The sequence below is a fragment of the Dysgonomonas sp. 25 genome (genome assembly GCF_010501075.1).
Classification (GTDB): domain Bacteria; phylum Bacteroidota; class Bacteroidia; order Bacteroidales; family Dysgonomonadaceae; genus Dysgonomonas.
On the sequence record NZ_QVMN01000010.1, the window covers coordinates 16440 to 40100 of the forward strand.

The window sequence follows — 23661 nt, forward strand, 5'->3', positions numbered from 1 at the left end:
AGTTTTTAACATAATTTCGATTGATTATCAGCGAGATAGGTTTTCTGGTAAAATCCGACAACTGTCAGGAAAGAAAAATATATTGATGATAGATCTAATACAAAAAAATAACATGTTTGTGCATTTTAGGGACGATATGATTTTTGATTGATACTTTTTAGCCGGCTAAAAGGCGATTGAAAGCAGAAAATGCTTATTTTTGCAAGTTGTAAAAACAGCGGATTCATTCGTACGAATCCGAGTATAAATTTAGACTTGCAAAAGATGATAAAAATTACATTTCCCGATGGTTCGGTACGCGAATTTGCGAAAGGAACCACTTCGATGCAGATAGCAGAGAGCATCAGTCAGCGTTTGGCACAGGAAGTCCTTGCCGCTAAAGTGAATGGCGATATCTGGGATCTGACGCGCCCGATAGATGAAGATGCTACGATAGAACTGCTGAAATGGGAAGATGAGGGTGGCAAACATGCCTTCTGGCATTCGTCGGCTCACCTGATGGCCGAAGCGGTGCAGATCCTTTATCCACACGCTAAATTCGGTATAGGGCCTGCCATCGAGAACGGATTTTACTATGATATAGATTTCGGCGATACGCCTGTGAAAGATTCCGATTTCCCGAAAATCGAAGCGAAGATGCAGGAATTGGTTGCCCAGAAAGAAGAAATAAAGAGGAAAGAAATAACCAAAGCCGACGCCCTCAAGATGTTCGGCGACCGTGGCGAGGATTACAAGGTTGAGTTGATCAGCGACCTCGAAGACGGAACGATTACGACTTATACGCAAGGGGTATTTACCGACCTTTGTCGTGGACCGCATATCCCGAATACGTCTTACATCAAGGCAATCAAGATATTGAGTGCCGCCGGTGCATACTGGCGTGGCGACGAGACGCGCAAGCAGCTTACCCGCCTGTATGGAATCACTTTCCCTAAAAAGAAAATGCTGGATGAATATCTGGTATTGCTGGAAGAGGCGAAGAAGCGCGACCACCGCAAAATCGGTAAGGAACTGGAATTGTTCGCTTTCTCCGAGAATGTAGGGAAAGGTTTGCCATTGTGGTTGCCGCGTGGTACACAATTACGTCTGAAATTGGAGGACTTCCTCAAGAAGATACAAAAACGCTTCGATTACGAACAGGTGATGACGCCGCACATCGGTAGTAAATTGCTGTATGTGACATCGGGGCACTATGCCAAATACGGAAAGGATTCGTTCCAGCCGATTCATACACCGGAAGAAGGAGAAGAGTTCTTGCTGAAACCGATGAACTGTCCGCATCACTGCGAAATTTACAAGGTGGTTCCGCGTTCGTATAAAGACCTTCCGTTGCGTCTGGCGGAATTCGGTACGGTTTACCGTTACGAGCAAAGTGGCGAACTTCATGGTTTGACACGTGTTCGTGGATTTACGCAGGACGATGCGCACATTTTCTGTACGCCGGAGCAGTTGAAGGCTGAGTTCCTGAAAGTAATGGATATCATCTTCATTATCTTTAAAGCGTTGGATTTCGAGAACTTCGAAGCACAAATATCGTTGCGTGACCCTGAAAACAAAGAGAAATATATCGGAAGTGACGAGAACTGGGAAAAGGCCGAACGTGCTATTATCGAGGCTTGCGAAGAAAAAGGCCTGCCAGCCCGCGTAGAATTGGGCGAAGCAGCTTTCTATGGTCCTAAGCTCGACTTTATGGTGAAAGATGCGCTGGGGCGTCGCTGGCAATTGGGAACAATCCAAGTGGATTATAACCTGCCTGAGCGTTTCGAGTTGGAATATACAGGTGCGGACAATCAGAAGCACCGTCCGGTGATGATTCACCGCGCGCCGTTTGGCTCGATGGAGCGTTTCATTGCCGTGCTTATAGAGCACACAGCCGGAAAATTCCCGTTGTGGCTGACGCCTGATCAGGTGGTAATCCTGCCTATCAGCGACAAATATAACGATTATGCCCATCGCGTAGCTGCTTATTTCAAGCAACAGGATATCCGCGCAAGTGTGGACGACCGCAACGAGAAAGTGGGTAGAAAAATACGTGATAACGAGTTGAAACGAATCCCTTATCTGCTCATCGTTGGAGAGAAAGAGGCAGAAAGTGAAGAAGTTTCGATAAGAAAACAGGGCGAAGGTGATCAAGGTTCAATGAAATTTACTAACTTTGCAGCCCAACTGAATGAAGAGGTTGAGAAAATGATGAATGCCTGGGAACATGAACAGGTTGTGAGTCGAAACTAATTGATTATAAATACTAAACAAAAATAAAAGGATAAAAGAACTGAGATTAACATTATTGAATGAGAAATAGCAGGATTAATTTCAAGAAAAAAGAGGATGCACACCGTATTAACGGGAACATTCGTGTAAGAGAAGTTCGATTGGTAGGCGACAACATTGAACAAGGTGTCTACCCAACCAGTGAAGCTTTGCGCATGGCCGATGAACTGGAGCTGGACTTGGTAGAGATATCTCCTACTGCCGATCCTCCTGTTTGTAAAATAATGGATTATCAGAAGTTCCTTTATCAACAAAAGAAAAAGCAGAAAGAGGCTAAAGCTAAGTCTGTGAAAGTAGTGGTGAAGGAAATCCGCTTCGGGCCGCAGACGGATGATCATGATTTCAACTTTAAGCTGAAACATGCCAAGAACTTCCTTACGGAAGGAGCCAAGGTGAAAGCCTATGTGTTCTTTAAAGGGCGTTCGATTCTTTTCAAGGAACAAGGAGAAGTGTTGTTGCTTCGCTTTGCTACCGAGCTCGAGGATTATGCCAAGGTCGATCAGCTGCCGCAGTTGGAAGGTAAGAAGATGATTATGATGCTTTCGCCTAAAAAGGTTGCAGCGCCAAAGCCTGCATCTAAGCCGAAAGACGTATCAGCGGAAGAGAGTGAAGAATAAATATATGTACTATATATTTCAATTTTAATTAATTATTTAATATTTACAAGATGCCTAAAATGAAGACTAATTCCGGTGCCAAAAAGAGGTTCGCCCTTACCGGATCAGGAAAAATCAAAAGAAAACATGCTTTTAAAAGTCACATCTTGACTAAGAAAACAAAAAAACAGAAAAGAAACCTGACTCACACAGGCCTTATCAGCAAAGTTGATGAGAAAGCAGTGAAGCAGCTTCTTGCTATGAAGTAATTGTTTTTAAGTACGTTTTCAACAAAAGATTTATTAACCGGATGTATGCCCCAAAGAGTTCTCGGAACGAAGAACCGCTAACATTCAAAACATTTTAAAATTATGCCAAGATCAGTCAATCATGTTGCCTCGCGCAACCGCAGAAAAAAGATTCTTAAACTAACAAGAGGTTACTATGGTGCACGTAAAAATGTGTGGACAGTAGCTAAAAACACTTGGGAAAAGGGTTTGACCTATGCTTTCCGTGACCGTCGCGCTAAAAAACGCAATTTCCGCGCTTTGTGGATTCAGCGTATCAATGCTGCTGCACGCATGGAAGGACTTTCGTATTCTCGCTTGATGGGATTGCTCCACAAGAATGAAATCGAAATCAACCGTAAGGTTCTTGCCGACCTTGCTATGAACCATCCGGAAGCATTCAAAGCTATCGTGAATAAGGTGAAATAAACAGTTTATCTGAATATTATAAAGGTGCAGCCCGTTTTAGAGGTTGCACTTTGTTTTTTTACAGGCATTCCTGATCGATCGTTATTCGTTATCTTTATCAATGTATTGATTGGCCGGGAGCGGTTATCTTACATATATTCTTCGGTTGTACTGATAATAATAGATTCGGGGGCATTAGCCGGAGGATTCCCGGAGGATTCGCCGGTAGGTACCAATATCAGCGGACGGTCTATCTTGAAACGATATTCCCCGTTGATGATTTTTACTTCTATTGTCCCTGAATTGTTGGTTGTTCCGTAGCGGATTATATTCTGGTCTCCTGCGACTTCTATTTCGTCATTGCCCAGATTTACGTGCACGAATATATACTTGTTGCCGGTTTCGGTGTGTATGTCTTCCGACATGGTATAATAGTCGGTCATGGTGTAAATGCCACTGCCTTCCACCTTGTAGGAAAAACCTATCATGCAGGCCGAAAATTCATTTGTATCTGAAGAGTGGCCGTATATTTCGACATACTTGTTGTCGTCGTCAGGAGTATCCCCATTGTGATAGGATGCTGTAACGTTGTAATGATAGTCCGTTCCGTTTATATTGAGAACGAAAGATTTTTTGTCACTATCGCTGCTGCTGCATGCCGTGCCCAATAGGAGAAGCGTAGTTGTCAGTAGTATAGATAGCCCTTTTTTCATAATGTTTCTATGTTTTTTACTTATAACAAGTGCCGGGATGGAAATGTTTAGAAAAGGAAAAACCTATAGTTGCAGAACCATAGGTTTTTAGGTTAATATTATGTTTGTCCGTCTTTACATATACGCATTTGGCATGTGTACAATAATACTTGAAGGTGCATTTGTCGGAGGAGTACCTACGCTATTGTGCGTATCGCCTAAAGTAACCGGCTTGTCTAATTTGAATTTGTAATTGCCGCCACCGGCATCTACATCTACTGTTCCTATAGCGTTAGAAGAACCGTATCTTACGATGTTTTTGTCATTGGCAACTTCGTATACTACCGAGCCGAGGCTTACCTGGAGGTACAGATATTTATTGTCTGTTTCTTGGTGTACATCTTGTGATAAAGTACTATAGTCTGTGATGAGATATGTTCCGTCGCCATTCACTTTGTAGAAGTATCCTATAATACAAGATGCAAATTCTGTTGTTTCGTCCGATACGCCATACAATTCGGTATATCTGTAATTATCTTCGGATGTAACAGACGCATAGCTTCCATATACTTTATAAGTATAATCTATGCCGTTTACATTGAGGATAAAGTTTTTTCCGCTACCTTCGTCGCTGCTACAGCTCATAGAAAATACTGCTGCAGCTATTACTATTAATGTAATAATATACTTTTTCATAATCATCTATATTTTATCGTCCGTTCATAATTGAAACATATAGATGAAATATATTGTTTTTGAAATCAAATAGTTAATATATATCAAATAAGTATATTTAACAACATGTTTAAAAACAATTAAATCGACTGATCAATAGCGTGTTGTGTTGTTCTGCGGGCGGAAATTAACATTGTTATTGTTAACATATTCTATAAAGATGAAGCTTGTGATGATTTGTGCAGAAAGGTTTGCAAACAAAATTTACAAGTTTTAGCTATATTTGTAAATAAATTAAGTGACGGAGCTATTTTTTTTATGGCAAAAAAGACAGTAAAAAAACAGAAAAAGAGTACTTTACAGAAGTTGATCGAGCTTTTTCGGAAGGATAGATCGCATTTTTTGCTGGGGGTCTCCATTGCTTTCATCGGCGCATATATTTTATTGGCGCAGGTGTCGTTTTTCTTTACAGGAGCGGCGGATCAGAGTAAGGTTATCAATCGCTCGTTCTGGGAACTGATAAGCCAAAAACAAGAGATTCATAATTGGACAGGCGTTGTCGGCTCATTTATGGCGGAAAAGCTTATCAATGAATGGTTTGGCTTATTCTCCTTTGCTATACCTGTTTTCCTTATATTATTAGGCTTGCGGTTAATGAAGGTTATCCGTATCTCGCTTATCCGCACCTTTCTTGTTTCGGCGTTCTTTGTTATCTGGGGCTCTATACTCTCTTCATTTGCACTATCTCCTGTATTGGGGCATTCCCACATCAGGTGGGGCGGTGCGCATGGGGATTATATCGAAGGGTTATTGCAGGCAGCAATCGGCATCCCGGGTGTGGTAATGGTGTTGCTCCTTCTGATAATACTGTTTATCATTATAACGAAGAAGGCTTCTGTCGAATATTTCCGTCGTCCTTTCAATCGATCGGCTGATCCTGTGGACGATGATGATTCCGAAGAACCCGAATATGAAAAGAAACCATCCTTATGGGTGCGGTTTAAGAATCTCTTTAAGCGAACTCCTGTGTTGCAGGAGGAAGAGGAAGATGACGAAGAAGATACGGCATCTGGCTCGGGCATAGAAGGGTATACACCGCCTGCCGAACCTAAAAGGGAAGAGAAGGTGCTGATAGAGGATGATTTCGAAATAGTTGTACCTAAGGACGAGGATGAGGGATATACACCGCCTAAACAGGCTACTCCTATAGTTGCAGTGCCGGAAGAGACCGAAGGCATGCCGGAAGGCGAGGAAGAGCTGGAAGAGTATGATCCTACGCTGGATTTATCTCACTTCCATTTTCCTGAGACAAGCCTCTTGAAAGTATATGATACCACGGGTAAAGGCGTGGATATGGAAGAACAGAATGCCAATAAGAGCAAAATCATCAACACATTGCTCAACTACGGCATCGAGATTACCTCCATCAAAGCGACTGTGGGGCCTACCATTACATTATACGAGATTGTGCCTAAAGCCGGAGTGCGTATTTCCAAAATCCGTAATCTTGAAGATGATATAGCATTGAGCCTCTCGGCGCTCGGGATACGTATTATTGCGCCTATGCCGGGGAAAGGGACTATCGGTATCGAAGTGCCTAACAAGGATCCGCAGATAGTGTCGATGAACTCGGTTATCAATTCGAAGAAGTTCCAGGAATGTACCTTCGACTTGCCGGTCGCTTTAGGAAAGACTATCACCAACGATGTCTTTATTTTCGACCTTTGCAAGATGCCTCACCTCCTTGTTGCCGGAGCAACGGGACAAGGTAAGTCGGTCGGTCTGAATGCGATAATCACTTCCCTGCTTTATAAGAAGCATCCTGCCGAAATGAAGATGGTATTGGTCGACCCTAAGATGGTCGAGTTCAATATCTACTCCCGCATAGAAAAGCACTATCTGGCAAAACTACCGGATGCCGAAAAGGCGATTATCACGGATGTGACGAAGGTCACCCAGACGCTCAATTCGTTGACCAAGGAGATGGACGACCGTTACGAACTGCTCATGGAGGCCGGCGTGCGTAACATCAAAGAGTATAACGAGAAATTCCGCAAACGCCGCCTGAATCCGCTCAAAGGGCACCGCTTCCTTCCGTATCTTGTCATCATTATCGACGAGTTCGGCGACCTCATCATGACGGCAGGGAAAGAGATAGAAATGCCTATTGCCCGCATCGCCCAGAAGGCACGTGCCGTGGGTATGCACATGGTCATTGCCACACAACGCCCTACGACCAACATTATTACGGGTACTATCAAAGCGAACTTCCCGGCGCGAATGGCTTTCCGGGTGACATCGCAGATAGACTCGCGCACCATACTCGATATGTCGGGAGCTAACCAGCTGATAGGGCGGGGTGATATGCTCTTCTCGCAGGGAAGTGACCTGATTCGTATACAATGCGCCTTTGTCGATACGCCCGAGGTGGAAGGCATTGCCGAGTATATCTCCAATCAACAGGGGTATCCGTCGGCATTCGAGCTGCCTGAATATGTAGGCGAAAGCAATGACGATAAGGTCAATGGCGTCGACCTTAGCGACCGCGACCCGTTGTTTGACGAAGCAGCCCGTCTGATTGTTGTACATCAGCAAGGCTCTACTTCGCTCATCCAGCGCAAATTCTCTATTGGATACAATCGTGCCGGACGTTTGATGGACCAACTGGAAGCTGCCGGAATCGTAGGTCCTACACAAGGCAGCAAGCCGCGCGATGTTCTTATTGCAGACGAATACAGCTTAGAGCAGAAACTAACCAGCCTCGGTTGACATGTTAACCAATCATGTAGAGAAGCCTCAGGAAAGAGGCGCTCTACGAAGCTATTTAGGCAAAGAATACTACATCCTCAAGAGGAAACTTCTCTGGCTGAGGAACAGGGGTAAATATGCCATAGCTGTTCCGCAGAACGATATTTGCCGCTATCCTATTATTCAGCATCGCTCTTTCCTGTTGCGCCCGTTGAAGGATGTGGATATGATTCTCCAACACAACAAGGTGACTAATCTCAGGCTGGCTATTGCTCCTATAAATGGTGTCGTAATCAAGCCGGGACAAATATTCTCTATCTGGAAATTAGTCGGTCGCCCCAAACGGTCGAAAGGCTATCTGGACGGCTTGGTGCTGCATAATGGGCAAATCTCGAAAGGTTGCGGGGGAGGGCTTTGCCAGTTAGGTAACCTCCTGTATTGGATGGCTTTGCATTCAGAACTGGATATCGTCGAACGCTGGCGTCATGGCTACGATGTCTTCCCCGATATCAACCGCACAATCCCCTTCGCCTGTGGAGCAACGCTCTCTTATAATTATGTCGACCTGCAATTGAAGAACAATACGCCTAATACCTACCGCATCAATCTATGGCTGGATGAGGAATACCTGAACGGCGAACTCTTATCCGATAATCCATCCCAATACCGATTCGAAGTGTACGAAACCGACCATATGTTCAAGTCGCAATGGTGGGGCGGTTATACCCGTCATAATAAGATATGGCGGAAGCGGATTCTTACCGAAGATAATTCCTATACCGAGGAACTGATGGCGGAGAACCATGCTGTCATGATGTACAATCCGTTACTTCCGTATTAATTTCTGCTTTTTTATTACCTGTAAATCAGAAATATATCCCTCCTTTCTCTTTTTTCTGTCAACAATCTTTCTGCTTTTTTGTTATATTTCTGGACTAAGGATGAAAGAATCTTAATTCCTCTGTACTACTGTTAAATTCAAAAGCTTTGCATGATTGAAGATGAATTTTTTGTTAAAAAAGCAGATTTATTTATACAACTTAACGAAATATTCAATAATCTTGTCGAAGCAAATGGTAAGTGTGCTTATTATAAGTGTAAATATAACTTGTTGTAATAGACATAAGATGTGTAATAGTTATTCTTAAATTGCTTTTATTATTATAGATAAATTGATTATCAAAAGGTGTTTAATTTAAACTAAGGTATTTATGAAAAAAGTATTACTAATTATCATTATTTCATTAGGAGTTGTAAACGTAGCAAATGCCCAGGAAGTTGGGAAACTTTGGCTGGGAGGTGCTGCGGGAGTAGGCTATACCAAGATGAAAAACGCAGGTAACAATACCAGCGGATTCAATTTTCAGGTGTTGCCCGAAGTCGGTTATATTGTAAACACTAACCTGAGCGTCGGTATGGCTGTCGGTTACGGCCAGTTCAAATACGACAGAGATGTACATCAGGCAATAGATCAGAAGAAATTTATAGTTAAGCCGTTTGTGCGTTATTCATTCCTGCGATTCGACCGTGTAAGCGTATTCGCCGAAGGAGGTCTGGGCTATGAATGGGGCAAACCGGGGAAACATATGAACGAGATAAATACTTTCGAAGCAGGTATACGCCCGGGATTGGCTTTGCATCTTTCGGATAAGATCAATTTTATCACGAAGGTCGGCTTTATGGGATATACCTATTCGAAGCAAGGAGATGCCAAACTGCATGATTTTGGTCTGAATGTAGACATGGAAGATGTGCTGTTCGGTGTAAATGTGTTTTTTTAATTAATTATATCAAAAGAACGTAACAAGTCATTGTTAAAAATGGGAGGCAGACCGCTCGTGAGAGTAGTCTGCTTTATTCTTTGTATGAACTGATAATTGTTCCCGCCCTAAAAAACAGGCAATCGTGTCATCTTTTTGTATTAGAACTGTTATCCGTGCGAAGTGTGTTTGTTGCTGTTAATAAGCGACTTATGCTTCGAAAAGCTTTGCAGTCCATTTTTTTTATAAAATGTATTTTTCTCTTTTTCACCACGGAGACCACGAATTGGTTCTTTACAGGACTGATATAACTGTCAAGTTTTGTCAAAAAACTTACTTCGCTGATAATCAATCGAAATTTAGTTAAAACTTGACACACTTGACAAATATTACGCGATACAGTGTTTTTTACTTGTCATTTTTCTTTTTAACCAAAGAACGACACCGAGTTTTTTCGCAGAGTACCACAAAGAGAAAGAACGGTTCTGTCATGCTGAGCCTTTGGCGAAGCATCCCGCCCCGACTATAAACAGCGCAAAGCGCAACGAGATTCCATGCATTCGCTCGGGATGACAATTTATATGTCGACTTGTCAACTTTTCTTATATAGATAAAATTGTTTGATAAAAACTATCCCCAAGCTGACAGGCCCGCGTATTGTCAGCCTGAGGATAGTAGAAGTTTTCTACCGAATCAGAATAGAGGAATTATCAAAATTTATAGCTCCAATTAAATCGGTAATATTCAATATCAGGGCAATCTGAGGTTAATTTGAATTGGTATTTTTTCAGTTGTTGCTCTAATTTATATATTTCCTCTATGGAAATTGATAAATCAGAAGGGGAGTCTTCTTTTGGGGGAATTCTAAAACGAACTTCTTTTATTAGGCCATTTTTGTCCAAAAGCAGAAGAAGAGTTAATCTTTTCCCTGAAAGTGATTCTTTTTTATCTTTTGATAAAATACCATCAATGATAGTCCTTAATGAAGAAATCTCTTCTGCTCTATAGTACTCGCAATTAGATAGTTCTTGCTTATAGATGTTATCTTTCTTATTGTATATATAATTATTTTCAATTATATAAGTTTCACCATTAAAGCTTTTCTCTGTTTTTTGAGCAAATGAGCAGTTCATAAACCCACTTAGGAGTAATATGATAATAATAACCTGTTTCATAATCGATAAAATTAACCAGTCCGATAGGCCCGATACCGGACTGGCTGAATTATTTATATTCTTTAATTAAGGTATTTTTTAAATTGACAAGGCATACTAATTGTATAATATTTGACATCTTCACAAGTATTACTCAATCTAAACTTATATCTTTTAATTTCTTTTTCAAATAACCCTATTTCATTATATGAAATAGAATTATTATCCCCATTTAGAGTAACTGTTGTACTATAGAATAAATATGTTACTTCTTTTACTAGTCCGTCTTGATTACATATAAGAACCAAGCCAAAGCCCTTATTGTTTTGCGCTAATTCTTTAATTCGGTCTTTTGTAAAAACTCTTTTTACAAGATCACTAAACGGGTTCTCTTCATATTGCTCAATTTCAATATATGGACATTTTGATCTGGAGTCTTGGGCTTGAAGTACATTCTTACTAGAATATAACTTTGCAGGACTAGCCGTCAAATAATATATCGAATTATTTATCTCGATCTCTTTTCTTTCTTGTGAACTAATACAAGAAAAAGCGCTCATTGTTAATATAAATAAAATATATAATGCTTTCATCTTCATATTTTTTAGTTTAAAATCAATAACAACCTGTACTATTTAGAAAATTCATTGCTGCTGGAAGTAAATTCTTGTCAACAGGGAAATTATAATCCGGTTTACTTCTCCTGAAATCATCTAAAAAATCCCAATAATTGAGATTTCCCCAGCTAGGATCCCTTTTTAATAAATCAGAATACTTAGGAATATAGGTACCTTCTTTTGTAATATTCATTAACCAATAATCAAATTCATTAATATATTGAGAGCCTCTCGAATAATAAAAACATCCTTCAGCTTTTATATAGCATAAAATATCCTGAATAAGTTTCGCTTCAAACTCAATATTCGATCGTCCAACATTATTCGAATAGCTAAGCCCATTAGGGTAATAATTATCCTGAAAAAAATGAATAAATTCTTCAGGGAAAGCTGTCTGTATACTTCCATTATCCTTGAATGTCATTTCCCCGTTTTCAGGATTATAACCACCATAACTTCCGGATGGATCTATTTTAATATTCGAGAGTTTCGAACCCTTATTTACAAGGTAATCATACATCGACTTATAGCCGCATTGTTTCAATTTTTCTTCTAAAGTATTGTCTAATTCCTTGATCCCTGCAGCATCCAAGCTTATTTTCTTGGTTATTTTTGCGGAAGGCTTTACTTTAGGAGGAGATATTACGCCACCTCCAACATATATACCGCCACCTCCGCCACCTTCACCGGGGCGATTTGTTTCCCATCTGTCAGGCTGGACATTTATCCACTCCATATACTCCTCACAACGTATCATCTCATCCACGACATCAAAAATGCCGTCAGAGCCCGCGATAAGCGCCTCTTGCGTCCAACATCTTGTTACTGGGACAGAGATAAACGCCTTCTTCCTGTTTCCGCCAAACTCTTCCACATGCGTACCGTAGGTGATTTTCCCCTTCTCATATATCCATCCATTGACGAATTCGCCTGCACAGTTGAAATAGACAACCTCACCATCCAAGTCACTCTCCCGCGAAAGATACTTGTTCGTTTCCAAGGCATCACCCACACGTTGCATATACTCCAGCGTCGGCATCACCACCATGATAAAAGCATACGTTTCGCCCGTCTCCCTGTTTCGCATCACCACATGGCGGTGTACCTGCTTCACCTGTTGATACGCCTTATTCTCAATCGCATGATTCAATACCTCCTCTTGCATAAAGAGGACACGGATGTCCGAAGAAGATTCCAGTGGACTTTCCACTGTGTACCACATAGAGTCGGCCGAGAGCTCGGCCTCGTTCCATTGCGGGATTAAAGTAATCCCGTCATCGTCCCCCGCATCCGAAGATGCTTTCGTCTTAGCCACCGAACCGAAATGCTGGTTGTACCACTTTTGTGCATTTTCAATAGTTAAGGCTTCCACCGGCTGTTGAGGCTCGGTTGCTATCTCCTCTTTCGTACAGGCATACACCAGTACCGAGAAAAGCAGAACTCCTGCCATCAGTCCCGAATAAAGTTTGATTTTGTTTTTCATTAGCTGTTTGTTTATTAAGTACTGTAATTTCTTTGGGTTCATTGCCGCGGGTCTATGAACTTGTTGTAAATATAAACTTTACAATTCAACCTACCAAGAAATGCACAATGGTTTTTTTCGATTTTAACAATTAGAATAGCACATGTGAAAATCGACTTTTAAAGGATAGAGAATTAATTATATAGACGTTTCAGCAAATCCTCCCGCTTCAACCTTTTGAGGGACTTTTCTATCTGCGGGCGGTAATTGCGGTCGTACCAGAAAAAGAACTGGCGTTGGGCGAGTTTCTGCTCTTTTGTGCGGGCGGTATATACCTTTTCTAAGGTATAAGGGTGGTAGCCTGTGTAGTATATTTCGGTAGCCAGTGTCATGGGCGAAGGGGTGAAATCCTGTATCTGTTCCAGCTTGAAATCTATCTTCTTCATTGCAACGGCTAACTCTGCCATATCCAGCTCCGAACAACCCGGATGCGATGAGATGAAGTAAGGTATCAGCTGCTGCCGGAGGTTGTTCTCCTTGTTCAGCTTATCGAAAATCCGTTTAAAGGCGTGGAACTGCTCGAAACTTGGTTTGCGCATATAATTCAACACTTTGTCGGAAGTATGCTCGGGTGCGACTTTTAACCGTCCTGAGACGTGGTTGAGGATAACCTCGCGCGTATATTCGTCCGAAGCCCTGTTCAGTCGCTCATCATCATTCCGGTGTAGGAGCATATCGTAACGGATGCCGCTTCCTATAAACGATTTCTTTATCGACGGCAGTCTGTCCACAGCCTTGTATATATCCAGCAACGGCTGATGATCGATATTCAGATTCTTGCATATATGGGGGTGGATGCAGGACGGACGCCGGCATTTCTCGCAGATGCTTTCATCCCTGCCCTTCATCTGATACATATTAGCCGAAGGGCCTCCCAAATCGCTTATATAGCCTTTGAAGTCGGGCATCTCTGTGACCGCTCTCACCTCTTTCAGGATAGATTCTTTGCTGCGCGAAGCGATAAACTTGCCCTGATGCGCCGAGATAGTACAAAAAGCACACCCTCCGAAACAGCCGCGGTGCATATTCACCGAGAATTTTATCATTTCGAAAGCAGGAATGGTCTTTTGCTTATACTTGGGGTGCGGCAGGCGCGTATAAGGCAGGTCGAACGAAGCATCTATCTCCTGTTCGCTCATAGGAGGGTAGGGCGGATTGATAACGACCGCCTTTTCTCCGTAAGTCTGGATGATGCGCGCGGCGTGCACCATATTCGATTGCTCTTCCACTATGCGGAAGTTTTTCGCCTGTTTCAGTTTGTCGGATAAACACTCCTCGTGCGAATAGAGAACTATATCCTTTTCGTTTGTTGCGGGTTTATCTGCCAGATAAGCCGTTTGCGGGATAGCGAGTAGTTGGTTGAAATCTTTACCCGCTTTCAGTTCGGCAACGAGCTGTTTCAGCGGTTGCTCGCCCATTCCGTATATCAGCAGATCGGCACGCGAATCCAAAAGGATGGACTGATGCAGCCTATCGTCCCAGTAATCGTAGTGTGTTACACGGCGAAGCGACGCTTCTATGCCGCCCAGCACCACAGGAACATCGGGGAAAAGGTCTTTCAGGATATTCGAATAAACGATAGAAACCCTGTCGGGGCGCATACCCGCTTTCCCGTCGGGCGTATAAGCATCATTCGAGCGCAGGCGCTTATTGGCCGTATAATGGTTGATCATGGAATCCATTGCTCCGCCCGATACCCCGAAAAACAGGCGGGGACGCCCCAGCTTCTTGAAGTCGCGCAGATCGTCGCGCCAGTTAGGTTGTGGCACAATCGCCACTTTCAACCCTTCGGCTTCGAGCAGGCGCCCGATAACAGCTGCCCCGAACGACGGATGGTCGATATACGCATCTCCCGAAAAGAGGATAACATCTAATTCGTCCCATTTTCGTAGCTCTACCTCCTTTTTGGTGGTTGGCAGCCAGTCTGTCAGTTGATACGATTTCATAATCGGGAACAAAGGTATGCTTTTTCTTTCAGAAGCTTAGCCGCGGGAGTCTTAAAGTATGTGATAGGTTGTTTCCCTTTTCCGCAACGTTGAGGAAAGAAGCAATATAAGTCTTATCTTAGCGTTTTATTCAGTACGTAAACCCCGAATCTATTATGAAAACATTCCTGTCTTTCTTTTTCTCCCTTTTGTTTTTGGCAGCTTGCCAGCCTTCCCTTCATTACGAGGATACAGGCCGTGCATTAGAATATAAATCAGGGGAGAAGACACTATTTGCCTACAATTATGCTACTGTCTATCCTCCGGCCGGTGTCGATACGGTTTACAAGCGGAGCGGCTTTTTCCACCCCGTAAACGATATGGCAGGTGAAACGCTGACAAACCTGTCGCCGTCCGACCACTACCATCACTATGGGCTTTGGTATGCCTGGACGAAAACCACTTTCGAGGGGGATGAGATCGATTTCTGGAATGTCTACAAAAAGCAGGGAACGGTGCGTTTCCGCGAATTTACGGAGATATCGGATACCGGATTCAGTGCAGTGCTGGATCATATTGTCTACCCCGATTCATCGGCCGAGAAAACGGCAATGATCGAAAACCTGGAGATAAGGATCGGAAAACCTGACGGAGCTGCCTACTATCTGGATTATATAACGACAGTACAATGTGCGACCACCAGCCCGATAACATTGGAACAATACCGGTATGGCGGCTTGGTTATCCGCACGCGTGCCGACTGGACACCCGACCGAACCGCCTTCCTCACTTCCGAAGGTTATACACGCGAAAATGCCGATAACACGAATGCTCGATGGGCTCTTTTTGGGGGGAAGACTGACAAAGGTGATGCTTGCATACTTATCCTTTCGCATCCGTCTAACCTGAACTACCCCGAGCCTCTACGTATATGGGATGAGAAAGCAAACGCCGGAACGGGAGATATGATGTGGAATTTCTCGCCTACAAAAAAATACCCTCACACCCTCGATCCATCGGATGAACTGCGCTTGCATTATCGCATATTCGTTTTCGACAATCCCATTCATGCAGATAGGGCGGAACGTTTGTGGCAACGTTTTACAGAGGAATATCCCGAATACATTAATTATACTTTCTAGTAAAAGTAAAAACAACAATAGAGGTATTTCTCATTCTGCCAAAAGTTTATATCTTTGTGCTCCGACAATTTTTAAGAACTGATAAACAAGATATACTATGTTCGAAAGTCTCAGTAGCAGGTTAGACCGCTCGTTTAAGATACTGAAAGGTGAAGGAAAAATCACCGAAATCAATGTAGCCGAAACCCTTAAAGATGTTCGCCGCGCATTACTCGATGCCGACGTCAACTTCAAAACGGCCAAGCAATTTACCGAAACCGTTAAGGAGAAAGCAATGGGGCAGAACGTGCTGACAGCCGTTAAGCCGCAACAATTGATGGTGAAAATCGTCCACGACGAACTGGCTGCTTTGATGGGTGGCACGTCTATGGATATCAACCTGAAAGCTACTCCTGCTATCATTCTGATGTCGGGATTGCAAGGTTCGGGTAAGACGACTTTCTCGGGCAAGCTGGCCAATATGCTGAAATCGAAGAAGGGGAAAAATCCTCTCTTGGTGGCGGATGATATTTATCGTCCTGCGGCTATCGAGCAGTTGCGGATATTGGGTGAGCAAATCGGCGTTCCCGTATATACGGAGGAAGGCAATAAAAACCCTGTGGAGATTGCACAGAACGCTATTAAACAGGCAAAACAGAACAACAACGATGTAGTTATCATAGATACCGCCGGACGTCTGGCTGTCGACGAAGAGATGATGAAAGAGATTGAAGCGATAAAGAACGCTATCGATCCGTCCGAAATCTTATTCGTAGTCGATTCCATGACCGGGCAGGATGCTGTGAATACAGCGAAGGAATTTAACGACCGCCTCAATTTCGACGGTGTTGTCCTTACCAAATTAGACGGTGACACCCGTGGTGGTGCGGCGCTCTCTATCCGTTCGGTTGTTGACAAGCCGATCAAGTTTATCGGTACAGGCGAGAAGATGGAAGCGATTGACGTATTCCACCCCGACCGTATGGCCGACCGTATCTTGGGGATGGGTGATATCGTTTCGCTCGTCGAACGTGCGCAGGAACAATACGATGAGGAAGAAGCCCGTCGCCTGCAAAAGAAGATTGCCAAGAACCAGTTCGATTTCAACGACTTCATCGGTCAGATACAGCAAATCAAAAAGATGGGTAACCTCAAGGAATTAGCGTCAATGATTCCGGGCGTAGGCAAAGCCATTAAGGATCTGGACATCGACGACGATGCTTTCAAGAGCATCGAGGCTATTATCCAATCCATGACACCGAAAGAGCGTTCAGCTCCTGAAATCCTCAACGGTAGCCGCCGCGAACGCATAGCCAAAGGTAGCGGTACTTCGATTCAGGAAGTCAACAAGCTTATCAAGCAGTTTGACCAAACGCGCAAGATGATGAAGATGATGACGCAAAACAAAGGCAAGATGCCGAAGATGAGAAGATAAGATATAGAGCAAGGCTACCATTGGTAGCCTTGCTTATTTTACTTCGTTACCATACTTGTCGAGATCTATAATATTACCATTTTCTATTGTAAAGGTATATATGGGGCGGTGTGGAACTTCCTCGAAAATATTAGATCTTGAATTTTCTGTAACGATTAATTCCAAGATATGTCCTTTTATCTGATACGTCCCTCTCTCGAGCTGAAACCAAGCGACATATCCGGGATGTATAAAACGTTTCATCAGAAAAGTAGAATCGGATTTTAGCCCGATAACTGTCCCTGCTTTCCCTCCGCTATAGACTTTGCTGAACCCATTTTGAAATTCATACAGATGAAAGTCATCTTTCATGTTGATGCTCAGCTCGATTATTTGCTGCGGTGGAGCAAAGTTTATACATGTATCTATCATTATATATTTTCCAATGCTCCCTTTTATGCAGTGCTTGCCTGCATTCAATGAAATCTTGTAATCGCCAAATTTATCCCCAAACAAATCATCAAAGTCTGGTATCAGAAAAATAGAATCATTTATTGCGAGGAAGCTCAATTCGGCTTCATCATTATTGATATCTGTAATCCTTATTTCATACTCGTCCGTTTGAGCTGATAGGCCTAATGGAAAAAGAAGTAATATACAAAACAGATATTTCATTGAATATGAAGTTATATTTTTGTGATAGATAACCATAAGATATACAAATATAAGATTTCTTTATAATGATAAATAAGATATATTTTTTTTGTTATCTTTGAAACAAGCCTTTTATACCATAGTCTGAAATATTTATCCCTCTTCTCTTCTGATTTCTCAAAAGAGAAGTCTTCTATTTTCTTTATCTAAAACGAGATCATTGTTATGAAAGTACAAAAAATCTTTTCCATCATTTGCTGTTTGATAATATCCTTGCAATTATCCGCTCAAGAGCCTAATGCGCGTATCGGAGAACTGATAGGAGGAACCGACTATTTCGAATTGAAGAGACAATATGACATTTCCAAAGACAGTATAATTCCTCTTTTACAACTATTGTCCGAAGCGCTGATCAGTGATGCCCTGAATAAACCGGAAGAGGCAGAAAAAGCTATACAGGTACTACTCACACATCATCAGGGAGATATAGGCGTCGAAGGCTCGGCCGGGATGATAGGTCTCTGGTCGAACAACCTTATCAAGCAGGGAAAATATAGAGAAGCTGCAGAATTATTGGCAGGGTTGATTCAAGTACCAGAAGCTGCAGCATATATGTCGGAAGGTACTTTGATCGCACTTACTAATGCGTACAAAAAAGCTTCCTATCTGCAGAATTGTCCACCCGATGAGATTGTCCGTTCCGGCGAAGATTGCGTAGTTTCACTTGAGAAAAACTCGTTCGGCTTGCCGACTATCCCTGTCGAGATAGATGGCGAAGAAGTTCGTTTTATTTTCGATACGGGAGCTGATGCCCCGGGATTCATCTCGATGGATTTTGCTCAAAAGTATGGTATAGAAATCATTGGAGATTCCATCCTTGCGGGAGGAATAACACATGTGGGTTATGCAAAAATAGGATTTAAAGACCAGTTGAAAATCGGAAATATCACCTACAAAAATGTCTGGTTCATCGTTGCCCCCTCGGCTGATGTTGTCTATAATGACAGTGTAGTTGCCAGTCTCGATCCTATATTAGGGCGACACTTTATGGAGAAGGTTGGTGAATTTCAGATTTTCCCGAAAGAAGGCAAAGTGGTATTTCCCCTTGTGCAATCGCCACCCCCTGCCGGCGGATCTAATATGATGCTGTTGCAGTCTCAGCCGTATATCGAAGGCTTTTCGGACGACGAAAGGCTTCTTTTCCATTTCGATACAGGAGGTGGTATATCGCTCCACGCTCCGTATTACAGGAAACATAAGGAATTTATAGATGCCAACTATGTGTGCGACAGCGTAGGAATAGGCGGCTTTGGCGGTGCTAAACGGATGGCTTTCTACAAGATTCCTCATTTCCCCCTCCAGATAGGAGATACAAAATGCGAACTGAATGATATAGGAGTGTTAACCGAAGACCTGAATATGGGCAAAGACGGTTCGCTGGGTATGGATTTTATTTACCGGTTCGATAAAGCTATATTCAATTTTAGGGAGATGTACCTCCGGATAGAAAATGAATAGCTAAAGACTTCGCTGTCACGAATCTGTATTCAATTAGCACGCTGTCGGACTATGTAGGGTTGTTTTTCTCCCGATAATTGACTATATTTGTTTGAGTAATCTATACCATAAAAACCCTGAGTTCGATTATGAATACAAAAGATATCTATGCAGCGATTCAGTTCGATCCTGCTAATTACATAAGACATTTACATGAATGATAGTAATGGGGGCAACTTGTTTTTTTATAACGGGTGAATGCCCGAACAAAGATGGGGTTCCGATGTAGCCGATGTTCCCCCTCGGTAGGATCCTCTTATTAAAAAATTACCAGAAATCTTTGAAGCCCTGTATGATGTGACATTATGCAGGGTTTTATTTCCTAAATCTTTGTATCTTTGTCTCAAACTCAGATTATATGCAATTGATAGACGGAAAAGCCATATCGGCACAGATAAAGAAAGAGATAGCAGCAGAAGTAGCCAACATCGAAGCCCGTGGAGGGAAAACGCCTCATCTGGCAGCCGTATTGGTCGGTCACGATGGCGGAAGCGAAACCTATGTGGCAAGTAAGGTGCGCACCTGCGAAGAAGTAGGCTTCAAATCTTCCCTTATACGGTTCGAAGAGGATGTGACCGAAGCCGAGTTGTTGGCTTGTGTCGACAAATTGAATAGGGATGCCGATGTAGACGGCTTTATCGTTCAATTGCCTTTGCCGAAACATATCTCCGAGCAGAAAGTTATCGAGGCTATCGATTACCGTAAGGATGTGGACGGATTTCATCCTATCAATGTCGGGCGCATGTCTATCGGGCTGCCTTGCTTTGTATCCGCTACTCCGGCAGGAATACTCGAACTATTGAAGCGCTACGAGATACCGACGCAGGGGAAACATTGCGTTGTCCTCGGGCGAAGCAATATTGTCGGAAAGCCTGTTGCCAACCTCATGATGCAGAAGGGCTATCCGGGCGATGCTACGGTGACCGTTTGCCATAGCCGCACACCGAATATCAAAGAGATATGCCTGTCGGCGGATATTATCATTGCTGCCCTCGGCGTTCCCGAATTTCTGAAAGGGGATATGGTGAAGGAAGGAGTTGTTGTTATCGATGTGGGTACGACACGCGTCCCTTCTACCGAAACGAAGTCGGGCTTCCGCCTGAAAGGCGATGTAGCTTTCGACGAGGTTGCCCCCAAAGCGTCGTTCATCACACCCGTTCCGGGCGGAGTAGGGCCGATGACGATTATCTCGCTGATGCGCAATACTTTATTGGCAGGAAAGAAAGAAATATATAAGTAGACACCGTCATTATAAACCTCCCTAAAAAGCCTCTAAAGTGTCGCTTTTCTGTACCACTTTTTGTACCAGTAATTGCGTTTGTATCTTTCTCATTAAGGGCTAATTAAGACTATTTTCCGGAACAAAAAATCAGTATTTTCTATCGAATTACTTTTTTCTTTGAGAACTCCGTGAAAAACTCTGTGTCACTCTGTGGTAAAAAATGTCACGTTTATATAAGAACACTTTCTTGTAACTCGTAACTGTGCGAAGCACGAAGTAACTCGTAACTAAAACATAGATAAACTTACGGGAACTTAATCGTTCTTATACGGAATATTCTTGAACTCGCAAAGCTCAGTAATCTTGCTTTTAGCTTGGCGCATATCGTCATAAACCAATTTGCCTAAATCTAATTTCTGCTGCTTTTGCCCGTTGAGCAGGAAAACGACATAGCTGACACCGAATGTCACTTCCGAAACATTTACCCATTCGATAGCAATAGCCTTTTGAGGAGGAATATCCGCTTCGACAACGTTATTGTCTATTTTGAGCAAAGATTTGGTATGAGCCAGAACGTTCTGCAAAAGGATAATTATCCCGAACAACGTAGCAATAGCTGCCAGAATAAACCAGAGGTCCATCACTCCGGCAAGAAGGTTTTTGATGGTGAAATATAGCCCTATTGCCGTGAAATAGCCACCTGCAATGATGCCGAATATGCGTGCTGCCTTGGGTTTGCTGTGCCCTATGATAAGTTCGTTCATAATAATCAGTTTAAGTGTAAATGATGATGTAAAGATAAAATTATTCCGCCGAATTGTACGTTTTATCGTATAAATCTTGCAAAACCAATGCTGCCAGCCTGAACCCGAAAATGGCGGTGATATGCGCTACCGTTCCGTTTATCTGTGCTTTCAGTTCGTCCCATTGTCCTGCCGTCCCGGGTGGGGTATATGTACCCTTGTTTTCCAATACCTCGTCGCTGTATACACAGAAAAACTTTTTCGAAGGCATTTCACCTTTCCGCATTTTGCGCCGGAGGGCGGCGGCCAACGGGCATCCTTTCACCTTCCAGAATTCAGCCGTTTGAATACGCGACGAATCTAACTTGAGGGCTGCACCCATCGACGAAAAAAAGACGGCATCGGTCTTTGTCGCCGAACGAATCAGGTTGGCTTTATGCTCGAGGCTGTCGATGGCGTCGATGATATAATCGTAGCCGTTCAACGCGAAAGACGCATCATTGTCGATGCTGTATATCTCTTGCAGGGCTTCTATCTCGGCATTGGGATTAATCGCCAGCAAACGGGCTTTCAATACCTCTACTTTCGGTTGCCCCACAGTTTCGGTTGTCGCCATCAGCTGACGGTTGATATTGGTTACATTTACCGTGTCCGAGTCCACTATTGTGAGATGCGTTATGCCCGACCGGACAAGGCTTTCGGCGCACCAGCTGCCTACACCTCCCACACCGAAAAGTATGACGTGCGCTTCGGCAAGGCGTTTCATTACCTCATCGCCCAGCAATAGGTTCGTACGGCTCAATATTTCCTGTTCTGTATACATGCCTGATAGTTAATTGAATCAGAGTTATATTTTCGTGTCATGCCGAACTTTATGTGAGGCATCTCATTCGGATAAAGCAAACGCAAACGAGATCCCTCGCATCCGCTCGGGATGACAAGGCATGCCAAAGATAATTAAAAAATTATTCCACATCCTGCTCTTCGTATATCTTGCTGAATTTGGGGCGGATAAATAGCCGGAGCGACACATCGTAGTTGAAGTAGTTCCATACCCAGTCGATGAATACGGCAACTTTGTTCCGCATCCCCACAATGGTCAGGATATGGATAAACAGCCAGAGCCACCATGCTACTATGCCGCTGAACTTGAAAGGGCCTAAGTCGGCTACGGCGGCATATTTACCGATTGTGGCGAGTGAGCCCCTGTCTTGATAGGCGAATCTTTCAGGGCGTTTATTCTTGATTTTTCCGTTCAGGTTTTTGGCGAGGCGCGTAGCCATTTGCAGGGCTACCTGTGCCACCTGCGGATGCCCTTTCGGGCTTTTGTCGGTTTGCAGTAAGGCGGTATCGCCTATGGCAAATATATCTTTGCAGTCGTTTACGTGCAGATATTCATCTATGACAATCCGCCCTTTCTCGTATGCTTCGGCAGGCATCCCCGGCAAACCGTTGGGAGCTACCCCCGCCACCCAGAATACATTACGCGAACGCAATTCGCTTCCGTCGCTCATCTTTATCAGGTTGTTTTCGTAATTGATGACGAAAGCATTATGTTTTATCAGGACGTTCCGTTTAGTCAGCGCTTTAGCTGCCCCCGCCGATGCCTTTTCGGACATTCCGGCCAGTAATCGCGGCGACCCGTCAATCAGGTGGATTTCCATCTGGTTGAAGTTTATTTCGGGATAATCTTTCGGCAAGGTATTTTTCCTCAAATCGGCCAAAGCTCCCGACAATTCTACGCCTGTGGCTCCTCCGCCCACCACGACGAAGGTCAGCAACTCTTTCCGTTCTTCCTCGGTTTTTGCCGTAAGGGCTTCTTCGAAGCTTAATAATATTTTATTCCGCAGAAGAATAGATTCGGGAGTTGATTTCAGTGCGAAGGTTGTTTCGCGTAAGGCATCGTTTCCGAAATAATTGGTATCGCATCCTGTGGCTATAACTAAATAATCGTAGGGTATATCGCCTATATTGGTGCGCACAATATGTTGGTCGGGTACCACATATTTGGCTTCGCACATGCGGAAGTGGAAATTCTTGCGCTTCTGGAAGTTCTTGCGCAGCGGATAGGAGATAGAACCCGGCTCCAATCCGGCGGTTGCCACCTGATAGAACAGCGGCTGGAACTGGTGATAGTTGTATTTGTCTATCATCACTATCTGATAATGCTTGTTGTCGAGCTTTTTTGCCAATTGCAGCCCACCGAAGCCTCCTCCGATGATGAGGATTCTTTTCAAAGCTCCTTTCCCGGGAATATTCGCAATATATTTTGTATCCATAGCGATTGAAATTATT

At 43.3% G+C, this 23661-nt stretch carries 21 protein-coding genes; 11 read left to right on the forward strand and 10 right to left on the reverse strand.

Translation table 11 applies throughout. The features are described from left to right. The first annotated feature begins 264 nt into the window (after positions 1 to 264). From thrS to rplT, 4 genes are all read left to right on the forward strand, one after another. Positions 265 to 2232, forward strand: coding sequence for a threonine--tRNA ligase (thrS, locus tag D0T66_RS14105; protein WP_163357954.1), 1968 nt, complete (start codon positions 265 to 267; stop codon positions 2230 to 2232). 59 nt (positions 2233 to 2291) lie between these two features. Next, entirely contained in the window at positions 2292 to 2888 is a 597-nt protein-coding gene (infC, locus tag D0T66_RS14110) for a translation initiation factor IF-3 (protein WP_163357955.1), read from the forward strand. Positions 2889 to 2938: 50 nt separating this feature from the next. Then, positions 2939 to 3136, forward strand: coding sequence for a 50S ribosomal protein L35 (rpmI, locus tag D0T66_RS14115; RefSeq protein ID WP_163357956.1), 198 nt, complete (start codon positions 2939 to 2941; stop codon positions 3134 to 3136). Between the two features lie 102 nt (positions 3137 to 3238). Further along, positions 3239 to 3583 carry a 50S ribosomal protein L20 gene (gene rplT, locus D0T66_RS14120; RefSeq protein WP_163357957.1) on the forward strand — a complete coding sequence of 115 codons (345 nt, stop codon included), beginning with the start codon at positions 3239 to 3241 and terminating at the stop codon, positions 3581 to 3583. A gap of 128 nt (positions 3584 to 3711) precedes the next feature. On the opposite strand, the gene D0T66_RS14125 is transcribed toward rplT, so the two are convergent. Next, on the reverse strand, positions 3712 to 4275 hold the full coding sequence (locus tag D0T66_RS14125) for a hypothetical protein (protein WP_163357958.1): 564 nt from the start codon (positions 4273 to 4275) through the stop codon (positions 3712 to 3714). Positions 4276 to 4389: 114 nt separating this feature from the next. After that, the gene (locus D0T66_RS14130) at positions 4390 to 4950 is read right to left on the reverse strand and encodes a hypothetical protein (protein ID WP_163357959.1); all 561 of its coding nucleotides are present in this window, start codon (positions 4948 to 4950) and stop codon (positions 4390 to 4392) included. Positions 4951 to 5247: 297 nt separating this feature from the next. Between D0T66_RS14130 and D0T66_RS14135 the strand changes: the two genes are divergently transcribed. From D0T66_RS14135 to D0T66_RS14145, 3 genes are all read left to right on the forward strand, one after another. After that, positions 5248 to 7698: a DNA translocase FtsK gene (locus tag D0T66_RS14135; protein WP_163357960.1), complete on the forward strand. Its 2451-nt coding sequence runs from the start codon at positions 5248 to 5250 to the stop codon at positions 7696 to 7698. A gap of 1 nt (position 7699) precedes the next feature. After that, positions 7700 to 8518, forward strand: a complete 819-nt coding sequence (locus tag D0T66_RS14140) for a VanW family protein (protein WP_163357961.1) — start codon at positions 7700 to 7702, stop codon at positions 8516 to 8518. A 370-nt stretch (positions 8519 to 8888) separates the two neighbouring features. Further along, positions 8889 to 9458, forward strand: coding sequence for an outer membrane beta-barrel protein (locus D0T66_RS14145; RefSeq protein ID WP_163357962.1), 570 nt, complete (start codon positions 8889 to 8891; stop codon positions 9456 to 9458). A 689-nt stretch (positions 9459 to 10147) separates the two neighbouring features. Here the strand turns inward: D0T66_RS14145 and D0T66_RS14150 are convergent. The 4 genes from D0T66_RS14150 to D0T66_RS14165 form a co-directional block, all read right to left on the reverse strand. Then, complete coding sequence (locus D0T66_RS14150) at positions 10148 to 10612, reverse strand: hypothetical protein (RefSeq protein WP_163357963.1); 465 nt, start codon at positions 10610 to 10612, stop codon at positions 10148 to 10150. Positions 10613 to 10674: 62 nt separating this feature from the next. Continuing rightward, positions 10675 to 11184, reverse strand: a complete 510-nt coding sequence (locus D0T66_RS14155) for a hypothetical protein (RefSeq protein WP_163357964.1) — start codon at positions 11182 to 11184, stop codon at positions 10675 to 10677. A 22-nt stretch (positions 11185 to 11206) separates the two neighbouring features. Next, positions 11207 to 12691, reverse strand: a complete 1485-nt coding sequence (locus D0T66_RS14160; protein WP_163357965.1) for a hypothetical protein — start codon at positions 12689 to 12691, stop codon at positions 11207 to 11209. A 173-nt stretch (positions 12692 to 12864) separates the two neighbouring features. After that, the gene (locus D0T66_RS14165) at positions 12865 to 14676 is read right to left on the reverse strand and encodes a YgiQ family radical SAM protein (RefSeq protein WP_163357966.1); all 1812 of its coding nucleotides are present in this window, start codon (positions 14674 to 14676) and stop codon (positions 12865 to 12867) included. 155 nt (positions 14677 to 14831) lie between these two features. On the opposite strand from D0T66_RS14165, the gene D0T66_RS14170 reads away from it, so the two are divergent. Together D0T66_RS14170 and ffh are read left to right on the forward strand one after the other, a co-directional pair. Next, the gene (locus D0T66_RS14170; RefSeq protein WP_163357967.1) at positions 14832 to 15797 is read left to right on the forward strand and encodes a PmoA family protein; all 966 of its coding nucleotides are present in this window, start codon (positions 14832 to 14834) and stop codon (positions 15795 to 15797) included. 97 nt (positions 15798 to 15894) lie between these two features. Continuing rightward, complete coding sequence (gene ffh / locus D0T66_RS14175) at positions 15895 to 17211, forward strand: signal recognition particle protein (RefSeq protein WP_163357968.1); 1317 nt, start codon at positions 15895 to 15897, stop codon at positions 17209 to 17211. A 33-nt stretch (positions 17212 to 17244) separates the two neighbouring features. On the opposite strand, the gene D0T66_RS14180 is transcribed toward ffh, so the two are convergent. Continuing rightward, complete coding sequence (locus D0T66_RS14180) at positions 17245 to 17865, reverse strand: hypothetical protein (protein WP_163357969.1); 621 nt, start codon at positions 17863 to 17865, stop codon at positions 17245 to 17247. A 204-nt stretch (positions 17866 to 18069) separates the two neighbouring features. Between D0T66_RS14180 and D0T66_RS14185 the strand changes: the two genes are divergently transcribed. Together D0T66_RS14185 and folD are read left to right on the forward strand one after the other, a co-directional pair. After that, a complete protein-coding gene (locus D0T66_RS14185) occupies positions 18070 to 19362 on the forward strand; it encodes a retropepsin-like aspartic protease (RefSeq protein ID WP_163357970.1) in 1293 nt (430 codons plus the stop codon). Between the two features lie 397 nt (positions 19363 to 19759). Next, positions 19760 to 20641: a bifunctional methylenetetrahydrofolate dehydrogenase/methenyltetrahydrofolate cyclohydrolase FolD gene (gene folD / locus D0T66_RS14190; protein ID WP_163357971.1), complete on the forward strand. Its 882-nt coding sequence runs from the start codon at positions 19760 to 19762 to the stop codon at positions 20639 to 20641. A gap of 296 nt (positions 20642 to 20937) precedes the next feature. Here the strand turns inward: folD and D0T66_RS14195 are convergent, their stop codons facing one another. From D0T66_RS14195 to D0T66_RS14205, 3 genes are all read right to left on the reverse strand, one after another. Continuing rightward, entirely contained in the window at positions 20938 to 21387 is a 450-nt protein-coding gene (locus D0T66_RS14195; protein WP_163357972.1) for a hypothetical protein, read from the reverse strand. Positions 21388 to 21427: 40 nt separating this feature from the next. After that, the gene (locus tag D0T66_RS14200) at positions 21428 to 22189 is read right to left on the reverse strand and encodes a ThiF family adenylyltransferase (protein WP_163357973.1); all 762 of its coding nucleotides are present in this window, start codon (positions 22187 to 22189) and stop codon (positions 21428 to 21430) included. 142 nt (positions 22190 to 22331) lie between these two features. Continuing rightward, on the reverse strand, positions 22332 to 23645 hold the full coding sequence (locus tag D0T66_RS14205) for an NAD(P)/FAD-dependent oxidoreductase (protein ID WP_163357974.1): 1314 nt from the start codon (positions 23643 to 23645) through the stop codon (positions 22332 to 22334). Positions 23646 to 23661: the final 16 nt, after the last annotated feature.